The organism is Photobacterium obscurum (assembly GCF_026191635.1).
Classification (GTDB): Bacteria; Pseudomonadota; Gammaproteobacteria; order Enterobacterales; family Vibrionaceae; genus Photobacterium; species Photobacterium obscurum.
This window is the reverse complement of sequence record NZ_JAKRRW010000022.1, coordinates 77,784-89,305: the sequence shown is the minus strand read 5'-3', so window position 1 is coordinate 89,305 and position 11,522 is coordinate 77,784. Positions and strand designations below refer to the sequence as shown.

Genomic DNA, 11,522 nt, shown 5'->3' with positions numbered 1-11,522 from the left:
GAACCAAGCCAGGAAGTGGAACCTTCTACAAAGTGGAACCTTCTACCTCCGGCTAGATACAGTTTTTGTCCATTCGGTATCAGACATCCTCTATACAACTGGGCAATGTAGCCACGTCGAGACCATACAAACAAAGCCAGCCATTCAGCCTTCTCACGTAAAATAGTTCAAACTTCAAGGCTCTCATTTTCTGGTTGTATGAAGCGGAAAGTTGGACAACTCATTTCATCCAGAAACTCTCAAACTAAAAAATTCACTTAATCATCAGGCAGATAAGCCAATAACAAGAATCCCATTTAGCCGGACAAAATCCCAAATGGGACTGGAACTGACATCCCAAATGAGACTGGAACTGACAACTGTATAAACCACTGTATAAACCACTGTATAAACCACTGTATAAACCACTGTATAAACCACTGTATAAACCACTGTATAAACCACTGTATACAGTGTGACAACTGTCATAGTTCTATTACAAGAGCAATAGCTAACCTTTTAGATAAAAGGTTATACTCATTTCAAGTAGATCGTAAAACCCATTAAAAACAATAACATAAAGCATTACTTCGCCATTTTTGAATCACTGAACCCGACTTGATGTGAAAATTGTCGATAAAAAATGCTTGCAAGCCTGCCTAAATAAAACTACTGTATAGACATACAGCATGTATATATAACCACTGGTAAGGATGACGAACAATGACAGCACTATTTGACAACCTACAATCGGTATCTGCATCTCACGCATATAAAACAACTTTTGCAGCCAACGCCAGTTCGCCATCTTTCAACCAGTCGGTAAAATGCCCGATTGAAGTGTGCTTTTCAGATGAGAAACAGACCCAACTAGCCTACTTCCTACGTATTCTTAAACAAGCAAGTCAGCAAAGCCGCTGGATTATGTTCATTGGCGATGAAGCAATGATCGACAAAAAACTACTGCAAAGTGCGGGGATTGATTTACACAAAGTGCTGCTATTAAAAAACAAGAAAGGCCTATCCGACTATAGCTTGATGGAAAAAGCACTGAGCACTGGAAACTGCAGCGCTGTTATTGCAACCGGTGACATCGAACAGTTTGAGACAGAGGAAATTCGCCAAGCAGCTTACAATGGCTCTTCTTATGCTTTTGTTATTAATCGCGCAACAAAAAGTAAATTGACTATCCACTGAGACGAACATCATCTAAACCATTCATTAACATGATATTTTGCCACCAAAGTGCAATTTTTGGTGGCTTTTTTGATCCAGTACAATAAATAGCACTATTAGCTATTTCGACTTCAAAATACATCACATAATTTGTGCAAGTTAGCTGCAAACCATCATAAAATACCCCCGCCTTATAAAATAACAGTCATTTAGACCGGATAATTGAAATGGAAAAGAAACTGGGATTAGGTGCGTTGACTGCACTTGTTATCGGTTCAATGATAGGAGCAGGAGTCTTCAGCCTTCCTCAAAATATGGCAGCGGTGGCCAGCCCTGCAGCCGTGATGATTGGATGGACTATCACGGGTATTGGTATGATCTTTCTCGCGCTGGCCTTCCAGCACCTTTCACAGCTGCGGCCTGATATAGAAAGTGGGGTTTTTGGTTATGCTCAGGCTGGTTTTGGTGACTTCATCGGCTTTTGTTCCGCCTGGGGTTACTGGTTAAGTGCCATGCTTGCCAACGTCTCCTACCTTGTCATCGTATTTAGTACCCTCGGGATGTTTTTCGATACACCTGATATGGTGATATTCGGTGCAGGTAACACCTGGTTTGCAGTGGCCGGCTCATCGATACTGCTCTGGCTTGTCCATGCACTGGTATTACGCGGTGTGCAAACTGCAGCTGTGATCAACATGATCACCACCATCGCCAAACTAATCCCTCTTTTCCTGTTTATCTTCTGCTCAATGATTGCCTTCCAGTGGGATACTTTCGTCTTCGACTTCACCGGGCTCCACTTTGGTGAGCAGCACGATTTACTGTCCCAGGTAAAAAGTACCATGCTGATTACGGTATGGGTTTTCATTGGTATTGAAGGTGCCGTGGTTGTATCTAGCCGCGCGAAGAATCGTAAAGATATCGGACGTGCTACTATCCTCGGCCTACTCACTGCACTTTCGATATATGTATTTGTTACCCTACTATCTATGGGGGTCATCAGTACACAAGAACTTGCAACCTATCAGAACCCGTCTATGGCGAGAGTACTGACTGAAATTCTCGGCCCTTGGGGAGCCATTATCATTGGATGTGGTTTGCTAATTTCCGTATGCGGCGCTTTTCTTAGCTGGACAGTTCTTGCCTCTGAAGCACCTTACCTTGGCGCTAAAGACAATATGTTCCCAAAACGATTCGCTGCCCAAAATGATGCCGGAAGTCCAGTGAAAGCCCTTTTCCTGACAAACAGCTGTGTGCAGGTATCTCTGATTTTCGTTGTATTCGCTGGCAGTACCTATGACACATTACTGGCAATCGCTTCTGAAATGATCCTGGTTCCATACTTCCTTGTCGGAGCCTATACACTCAAGCTTGCAATTGAGCGCAAGAATCGCGGTTCACTCTTTATTGTCGGCCTTTGCGCCAGCATTTATGGCCTCTGGTTACTTTATGCTTCAGGGTTAAACTACCTGCTGCTATCGGCTCTATTGTACTTACCGGGCTTGTACTTTTATGTTCAGGCCAAACGGGAGCAAAACGAGAAGGCATTTGTCGGTACTGAAAAAGCCGCAGCCAGCCTACTGACGGTTGCTGCTTGTATGGCAGTAGGAATGCTGTGGAAGGGAATGCTCTAACCGTTACGCAAGAAAAAAGCCAGCTTTTAGCTGGCTTTTTATTTTCTTGTGTTTCATCCGTCAGGATTCAACCATATGCACTCTTAGCTCTTCACCATTGTCGGTCGCTATTGTGATCCTGCATCCAGCTTTGTTTTCAATTTGATCAAGCTGATCACTATCCAATGCATACGGCAAAGAAATCACTAGCTCTTCTATATGCTCAGCACGTGCTAAGCGTAGCAGGCGGATCAAATTGTTCGAATCACTTATGCTGGTCGACAGCACTTTAAGTGCTTGCATCTGTAATTTTTCTGACTCTGTTAACCCGTTCGGCATAGAGGAGGTCCATGATATCTCGAATGCCGGAATTAACGCCTGTAACGCATCAATAAAGGTCAGTCTATGATTACAAGATGCTGATAAGAACGATGTGTAGTCGAACACGACGTTACTATTGTTTGAGATTCCAACTGATGTTTCCATACTCATCCTTAAAAGAAACATAACAACTGTTGTATAAAACTCAATGCACCGATTGGCATATACGTTTAACCGTAATTAACTATACGTCTAACTTGCTAGTGAGGAATTCTTTATTGTAGAAAGTTTGCACTCGATCTTGCTTTTCAAGCCTAAAAACCAAATAAAAAATACATAAAACACAATTGATTAACATCAACAAAACCTTAAAAATACAATGGTTACCTTATTGAAATAATGATACAAATCACCACTCGCTGACAATTAGAAACACAATGAAAACAGATTTGCAAAATAACACCACAAGCCGCAACATGCTCAACCTTGAAGCATTCCTCAATTTAAATAAGGTGAAATTATCGCCAGTCAAACATACCTTTTAGGGATTTCATTAACCCCCTTTAACCAAACTTATAAGACGACGGAATTACAACGACTCCATTTTTAGAAACATCAAACCGCTCCGCGTCTTTTTTCTTGTCTACACCAATTATCGTTCCAGCAGGGATCTGTACATTCTTATCAACAATACAGTTTTCTAGATGCGCATCTTCACCAACCTCCACCCCCTCGAACAAAATACTGTTAATCACTACGGCAGCATTCTCGATAGAGACTTTGGGAAACAACACAGAGTTTTGCGCCGAGCCACCAGCAATAACCACACCATTAGAAATAATCGAGTTGATAAAAATCCCCTCATTGCCCGTAGCCGATGAAACCGTTCGCGCAGGTGGTAACTGCGGTTCATAGGTACGAATTGGCCAGTCTTGCTGATAGATATCCAAAGGTGGCTGCACTTTTAATAAGTCCATGTTGGACTGGTAAAAGGCATCAATCGTACCAACATCTCGCCAGTAGGCATCTTGACTAACCCGCCCTTCCTCACCACCAAACCGGTAAGCATAAACTCCACGTCCATCTATTAGCTTCGGTATAATATCTTTGCCAAAGTCATGGCTAGATAGCGGGTTTTCTGCGTCCAGCTGTAACACCTCAACGAGCTTATCAATCGAAAAAATATAGATACCCATTGATGCCAAACTAGAATCAGGGTTATTCGGCAGTGACGCCGGATTACCTGGCTTTTCAGTAAATGCCTGCACCTGATGCTGGTTATTGACTTCCATTACACCAAAAGCCTTTGCCTCCTCCCTAGGTACTTCCATACAAGCCACTGTCAGATCGGCCTTGGTCTCTTTATGGTGCTTAAGCATAGGGGCATAATCCATGCGGTAGATATGATCACCTGAAAGGACGACTACATATTTTGCATCACTGCGCGAGAGCAAATAGAGGTTTTGGTAAATCGCGTCAGCCGTCCCCTGATACCAGTTGTCGCCGGTTCGCATCTGCGGCGGAACAGCAGTAACATACTCTCCCAATTCGGGATTAAAAATAGACCAGCCATCACGTAGGTGCTTCTGTAAGGAGTGCGATTTATACTGTGTCAAAACCAGAATTTTTCTTAACCCTGAGTGCAAGCAGTTAGCCAGCGTAAAATCGATAATTCGATATTTGCCACCAAACGGCACTGCCGGTTTTGCTCGATTGTCCGTTAACGGCGATAGACGCTTTCCTTCCCCACCCGCTAAGATTACTGTTATGGTTTCTTCTTTCATTGAGCATCCCTCGGCTTGTTGTTCCATTAATGGCGATACGCTTCCTAAGCATCAATACCCAAAGGCAATTACCAAGCCAATTTGACAATAATCAACTCAGGAGCCAGTATTTCTACCTCCCTCTCACTTGTCCAAGGGCTATCACAACCCTTTATCCTATGCCCGAGATACAGAGCCACCATTTGCTCCTCACTAAAACAGGGCAAACAAAACTATCAATGCACCACCAAAGAGCAACTTGATGCACAGCTCGTTAAAACAAAAAAAGCCTTTGGATCATGACGTTGCTTAGGTCGAGATCCAAAGGCTCAAATATCTGCGTGACTCGCTTAAGGGCGATCTCCCTTTGACAGGCGCAGCTCAATATCCGCAAGCACATCAGGGAGATCTGCAATAGTATCAACCTGGTAGTGTGCGCCGGAATGGGCAAAGACGTCTTGTGCTTTAATGCGAGCTGCGGCCAGTGTTGCTTCATCAGCAGCCTCAAACTCTTGCAAGGTTAAACCGGCTTCGTTACCAGACAACAGAAGTGCAACCGTCCACATACCAGCATTCAACCCCTCGGTAATACCTGGCAGAGAGTCATCCACTTTTACACATGCTTTCACATCATCGACTGCCAGCTCTATCATATTTTGCAGCAACATATACGGCGCAGGACGTCCACCAGCCTTCAGATCATCAGTCGCCACTGCGCAGTCCGGGCTATATCCATTGGCTTTGGCTGCTGGCAGCAGGGCATCCAGCACAATTCGCGGATAACCCGTACATGAGCCAATTTTAATATTGTGCTGACGCAAGCCATCAATCACCTCTTTGGCGCCGGGGATGAGATCTGCGTGTTCGGCTACTTTTTTCACCTGTAGTGGCATGAAGGTCTGATAAATCTTATCAATATCTTCTTTTTGCATCGGTTGGCCAAACTTTGCCTGCCAGCGCGCATCAACTTCAGGCAACTCACCAACGGCTTTAATGTGGTCCCATTTTCCCAGTCCCATGGGAACGCGGGCCTCTTCCAATGAAATATCAAAATCATATTCGCGTTTGAAAGCTTCAACAAAGATTGTCGTCGGTGCGAAAGAACCAAAATCAACCACCGTACCTGCCCAGTCAAACATTACCGCCTGAAGGTTCGTCATTCTTTTTGTCCTCGTTATATTCTGTTTGTTCAAATACATGCTTTTACCTAACTTAAGGCATACCTGATTTGCCTAAAACGGTGTGTTGCCAGTGTTGGATGCTTCCTGGATGGCCTGCTCTATCCTGTCCAGTGCCAATGCAAGTTCATTCCGCGAGATGATCAATGGTGGGCTCAATTGCAAAACGTTACCCTGTGACACTTTAAAGCTCACTCCTAGTTCCAGACAGCGATACATCACCTGCTCAGCTTCCTGCAACGCTCTCTGCTTGCTGCTGCGGTCAGTCACAAGCTCAACTCCCCAAAGCAAACCAATACCACGAACATCACCAATTAACGGGAAACGCTGTTTCATGTTCTCTAGCCGATCACGCATATAGGCCTCATCAGCTTTTGTTTTTGCCAGCAGACCTTGTTGCTCAATCACCTCGATGGTTGCCAGCGCGGCAGCACACCCAACCGGGCTTTTCTCATGAGTATAATGACCAAGGGATACATGGGCTGCGGTGTTATATTTGTCTTTGGTGATCATGGCTGCCATCGGCACCACTCCACCACCAAGCCCCTTACCGATACACACAATATCAGGCTCAATACCGAACTCCTGATAGGTAAACCAATTTCCACTGCGCCCCATACCATTTGGAATATCATCAACGATCAGCAAGACATTATGGCGATCGCAGATCTCACGAATTCGCTGCCAATACGCTTTGCTGGGAACCTGCACATCGGTATTGCGTACACCTTCCGCAATAAACGCACCTATCCCGCCCTCTTTCTCGATCACATATTCAAGGTAGTCGGCATAGTGCACATCGCTGCCACTTTCATTTGGAAAATCACCGCGATAGCTCACAGCAGGGGGAATACGTTCTACTCCGGCCATCAGAGGCCCCATTCCTTCACGAAAGCACGCTTCTCCGCCTACCGAGATAGCATCCAATGAAGCGCCATGAAAAGAATCCCAAAGAGAGACAACCTTGTAGTTGTCGGTAATATGACGGGCTAGCTTCAACGCCATGCCGATGACAGATGTTCCGCCCGGTGCAAACAGCACCCGATTCAAATCACCACCAGCGATCTCTGTTAGCTTCCTGGCACAATCAATTGCCGTCTGGTTGGTAAAGCGACGTGGTGAAAATGGCAGTTCGGCGAGCTGCTGCTGCACACGGTTCACCACATGAGGATGGCCGTATCCGAGCTGATGGACGTTATTACCGTGAAAATCCATATACCGCTTTCCAGCAGCATCCTCAATATAAATACCTTCGGCGCCCACCAGGGCATCAAGACAAGGTGTCGACATCGACTGGTGCAGAAAATAACGACTGTCTTGGTCCAGCATTTCTTTGATTTTCATGTCTGAAATCGAACGCGTCCAGCTTTCACGCGCCGGGGTAATGTTGGTATCCCCTTCACTGCGCAACGACTGCTGGGTTAATGCCGATTGACTCATAGGCCAGACTCCTGTTGCAAAGTCGCAGGCTGCTTTTCGTCATCATTAAGCCAGTACATTGAATCTTCAATAGCCTTTATCAGGCGGTACATGTCAGCATTGTGGACATCGCCAATATTACCGATACGAAAACAATCTGCGTTGGAAACCTTGCCAGGATAGATCACGAAACCTTTATCTTTAAGCAAGTTATAGAATTGCTTGAATTCATAATCTGGATGAGTCGGCGAATAGAAAGAGGTAATTATTGGCGAATGAAGGCTCTTGTCCAGCAAGCACTTAAAGCCCAATCGCTCCATCCCTGCAACCAAAATCCTCTGGTTAGTACTGTAGCGTTCGAACCGTTTGGCAACGCCCCCTTCTTCGAGCAATTCCCGTATTGCCTGATGAAAAGCGCGTACAGTGTGGGTTGGTGAAGTGAAGCGCCACTTCCCGTGGTTCTTCTCCATACACCGCCATTGATCATACAGATCCAAGGACAATGAACGGGCTCGACCTGAGCATTTATCTAACTCAGCTTGCTTTGCCAAGATAAAACCAAAACCCGGTACCCCCTGAATGCATTTGTTGGCAGAGCTGATCATAAAGTCGATATCCAACTCGGCCATATCGAGAGGAATACCACCGAAGCTAGACATCGCATCCAAAATCATAACCTTATTATGTAACTTGGCGAGCTTACAAACGGACTCAATAGGATTAAGCATGCCTGTTGTCGTTTCGCAATGCACCATTGCTACATGGGTTATGGTTGTATCCTGCGCCAAGATTGCTGCTAACGCATCAACATCAGGCTGTTCGACCTCGCCTAAATCAACAATGTGGTGCGAAATATTCAAATAATGTGCAATCTGCCCAATACGCTCACCATATGTCCCATTATTGATCACCAGCAATTTACCATCGCGTGGTATAACCGAACCAATAGTCGCCTCAACAGAAGCCGTACCGCTGCCTTGCATCAGCACACAGGTATACCCGTCGGCCTCAGTTGCCAGCTCGACAAGCTGCTTACGAATGACTTCGACAATCCCTTTGTTGTACTCATCATCCCAAGTACACCAGTCTTTCAGCATCGCTTCACGCACTGTTCGACTTGTTGATAGAGGGCCTGGGGTCAATAACAAATATTGGTTACCATCGTTTTCCATCTTTTTATCCCAATTGGACTATACCAGTTAAAATAAACTATAACGATCAGCTTCCTTGGCTGTAAATCCCCGATACGCAGTGTTAATAAAACTTTCATACTTCGCCACTTAATTACACTTTTGACAATTATCTCGGCAAATTTACTGAAATAGTCCTCTCATAAAACTGTTAGCAAACTGCAATATGACAATCATTGAACTGTCATATTGGCTGCCTAGCATCATTCATGTCGAAACATTCTGGTACATACCAAGTTGATTCATGGAGAACAAAAGATGAAAAACCGTTGGATTATTACTTCTTTAACTGCAATTGCAGCCCTGACCGCAACTTCTGCTTTTGCAGCCGAAGAACTAACGGTCTACACCGCGTATGAAACAGACATGCTGGCCAAATTCAAGACTGGCTTTGAACAAGCTAACCCGGATATCAAAATAAGATGGGTTCGTGACTCAACCGGAATCATGACCGCCAAACTATTAGCTGAAAAAAGCAATCCTCGTGCAGATGTCGTCTGGGGACTGGCCGGTTCTTCCATGGCGCTATTAAAAGATGAAGGAATTCTTAAACCTTATAACCCGGCCGGAATTGACCAGATCCGCCCTAACTTAATTGACCCGGAAGAAAACAAAGCCTGGTTTGGTAATGACGCTTTCTTTAACGCGGTATGCTTCAACGAGATGGTGGCAAAAGCACAGGGATTACCAAAACCAGAAAGCTGGGATGATTTACTGAAACCGGTATACAAAGGCCACATTGCCATGCCTAACCCAGCCTCCTCCGGGACAGGTTACATGCAGGTTTCGGCGTGGATACAGTCGATGGGCGATGATGCGGCCTGGGCATATATGAAAAAGCTGGATAGCAATATAGCCCATTACACTCACTCAGGCTCCAAGCCATGTGTTCAGGCAGGAATAGGAGAAGTCGCTATCGGTATATCTATGGCCATACGTGGTGCAAAACTGAAAACACAAGGCGCTCCGATTGACATTATCATGCCAGAAGGTGGTGTCGGCTGGGAGTCTGAGGCTGTTGGACTGGTCAACACGCAGTCAGATGCAGCCAAACGTCTTGTTGACTGGTCACTTTCAAAAGACGCCAACACACTGTACAACGAATTCTACCCTGTTGTTGGCCACAAAGACGTAAATACCCCAGTAAAGAACTACCCCAATGTTGAGGAAGCGATGGTAAAGATGGATTTCTCAAAAATGGCAGTGAGCCGAAAGGACGTACTGAAAACATGGTCTGATAAGTTTGATGCTAAATCAGAGCCGCGCTCGTAATTACACGCTGGTTCTGTATATAGCTAGATTTTACAACAAACTTTAGTGGTTCTAAAAACTATAAAGAGTGATGGCAATAGCCATCACTATTTTTCCAACCAATAACTTTCCAACAAACAACTTAATGACTCTTGCTCATCATAATTTCATCTTCAATACGACGATGATCGTTTTTCTCCTGCTGTTCCCATCTTGCGTCGAGTGTCGCCAGCTCTTTTTTCATTTCGGATAGCTCACGCTCCATATAAGAAATATTTCGTATCAGCATTTTTCTTTCCATAATCTATTCCCTATAGAATTAAACTCATTATGACAATATCAATTTGAATGGATTAAAACACGGCTATCAATTCAAGAAACTTTTTTTGAGGTGATTAAAAATTAAACATTCAGCAACTATTAAGTATTGTTCGCTGGTAAAATTTTGCCAAATTAAAATGTCATTTTTTCGTCAAGCTTCTGTCATTGGAATGTAACTCTACACCACTAGATTTGGTATATACCAAAATAAGTGAGTAGAAACATGGAAACCTATCTGAAGATTGAAAATGTCAGTAAGCAGTATGGACAGTTCACTGCGCTGAAAGATATCTCTCTTGACATTCATAAGGGCGAATTTATCTGCTTTCTCGGGCCATCTGGCTGCGGAAAAACTACATTACTGCGTGCCATTGCCGGTCTTGATCTTGCCTCTTCAGGAAAAATCACTCAAAACGGCATCGATACCACTTTCCTCGCTCCTGAGAAACGCGACTTTGGCATTGTATTCCAGTCCTATGCGCTTTTCCCTAATCTAACGGTGGCTGAAAACATCAGCTTGGGTCTGAGAAACCAGGGCAAAAGCTTGAAAGAGGTTGATGATATCGTCATCAAGTGGCTCGATATTATCGGTCTGCCCGACTCAGGTATAAAGTATCCAAACCAACTCTCCGGAGGCCAGCAACAACGTATAGCACTTGCCCGCGCACTATCATTATCACCAGGGTTATTACTACTTGATGAACCTTTGTCTGCGCTTGATGCAAAAGTCCGCTCTCATCTGCGTGATGAAATTCGCCGGTTGCAGCGTACACTGGGGATCACAACCATTATGGTTACCCATGATCAAGATGAAGCCCTGGCAATGGCTGACCGCATTGTTGTCATGAATCACGGCTGTATTGAGCAAGTCGGGACACCACAAGAAATTTATCAACGACCAGCCTCGCGCTTTGTCGCCGACTTCGTTGGTAATATGAACTTTATCCCAGCTTCCGTTGTAAGTGACAGCCATATCCGCATTGGCGAAACCTTGCTACCCAAGCCAGATAAGGCACTTCTGCGCGGAGACTACTTTGAGCTAGGTCTTCGCCCCGAAGACCTACATTTTAGTGAAACCGCACAGCCGAACAATTCAAGCTTCCCTGTCCAAATTGAGGCGCTTGAGTTTCAGGGCACCTTTGTTCGCGCAGAATGCAGACTGCAAGGCGAACACAAGGCCGATACCATCAAAGTTGATGTGCCGATTCGTGAACTGCGCCGTTTAGCCTTAGAACGCGGTCACTTCCACCACGTCAATATTGCCAAGCAACATACCCATATCTTCCAGGCTGAGCACTAAGTATGGAAACT

The 11,522-nt window shown here is 44.9% G+C and carries 10 protein-coding genes; 4 read left to right on the top strand and 6 right to left on the bottom strand.

The window, feature by feature from the left end; all coding sequences use genetic code 11:
• Positions 1-702 precede the first annotated feature (702 nt).
• Together MD588_RS21145 and MD588_RS21140 are read left to right on the top strand one after the other, a co-directional pair.
• Positions 703-1,176 carry a cell division inhibitor SulA gene (locus tag MD588_RS21145; RefSeq protein ID WP_265699689.1) on the top strand — a complete coding sequence of 158 codons (474 nt, stop codon included), beginning with the start codon at positions 703-705 and terminating at the stop codon, positions 1,174-1,176.
• Positions 1,177-1,382: 206 nt separating this feature from the next.
• Positions 1,383-2,789, top strand: coding sequence for a basic amino acid/polyamine antiporter (locus MD588_RS21140; protein WP_265699688.1), 1,407 nt, complete (start codon positions 1,383-1,385; stop codon positions 2,787-2,789).
• A 60-nt stretch (positions 2,790-2,849) separates the two neighbouring features.
• On the opposite strand, the gene MD588_RS21135 is transcribed toward MD588_RS21140, so the two are convergent.
• The 5 genes from MD588_RS21135 to phnW form a co-directional block, all read right to left on the bottom strand.
• The gene (locus MD588_RS21135) at positions 2,850-3,254 is read right to left on the bottom strand and encodes a hypothetical protein (protein ID WP_265699687.1); all 405 of its coding nucleotides are present in this window, start codon (positions 3,252-3,254) and stop codon (positions 2,850-2,852) included.
• Between the two features lie 398 nt (positions 3,255-3,652).
• The gene (gene glgC, locus MD588_RS21130) at positions 3,653-4,900 is read right to left on the bottom strand and encodes a glucose-1-phosphate adenylyltransferase (RefSeq protein ID WP_265699686.1); all 1,248 of its coding nucleotides are present in this window, start codon (positions 4,898-4,900) and stop codon (positions 3,653-3,655) included.
• Positions 4,901-5,202: 302 nt separating this feature from the next.
• Positions 5,203-6,012, bottom strand: coding sequence for a phosphonoacetaldehyde hydrolase (phnX, locus tag MD588_RS21125; protein WP_265699685.1), 810 nt, complete (start codon positions 6,010-6,012; stop codon positions 5,203-5,205).
• 72 nt (positions 6,013-6,084) lie between these two features.
• Positions 6,085-7,470: an aspartate aminotransferase family protein gene (locus tag MD588_RS21120; protein WP_265699684.1), complete on the bottom strand. Its 1,386-nt coding sequence runs from the start codon at positions 7,468-7,470 to the stop codon at positions 6,085-6,087.
• A complete protein-coding gene (gene phnW, locus MD588_RS21115; RefSeq protein ID WP_265699683.1) occupies positions 7,467-8,621 on the bottom strand; it encodes a 2-aminoethylphosphonate--pyruvate transaminase in 1,155 nt (384 codons plus the stop codon). Before phnW ends, MD588_RS21120 begins: the two co-directional genes overlap by 4 nt.
• A 276-nt stretch (positions 8,622-8,897) precedes the next feature.
• On the opposite strand from phnW, the gene MD588_RS21110 reads away from it, so the two are divergent.
• Positions 8,898-9,911 (top strand): putative 2-aminoethylphosphonate ABC transporter substrate-binding protein, encoded by a 1,014-nt coding sequence (locus MD588_RS21110; protein ID WP_265699682.1) that lies wholly within the window; start codon positions 8,898-8,900, stop codon positions 9,909-9,911.
• A gap of 121 nt (positions 9,912-10,032) precedes the next feature.
• Here the strand turns inward: MD588_RS21110 and MD588_RS21105 are convergent, their stop codons facing one another.
• Complete coding sequence (locus tag MD588_RS21105) at positions 10,033-10,191, bottom strand: hypothetical protein (RefSeq protein WP_265699681.1); 159 nt, start codon at positions 10,189-10,191, stop codon at positions 10,033-10,035.
• A 243-nt stretch (positions 10,192-10,434) separates the two neighbouring features.
• Here MD588_RS21105 and MD588_RS21100 point away from each other — a divergent pair, with 243 nt between their 5' ends.
• Positions 10,435-11,511 (top strand): putative 2-aminoethylphosphonate ABC transporter ATP-binding protein, encoded by a 1,077-nt coding sequence (locus MD588_RS21100; RefSeq protein WP_265699680.1) that lies wholly within the window; start codon positions 10,435-10,437, stop codon positions 11,509-11,511.
• Positions 11,512-11,522: the final 11 nt, after the last annotated feature.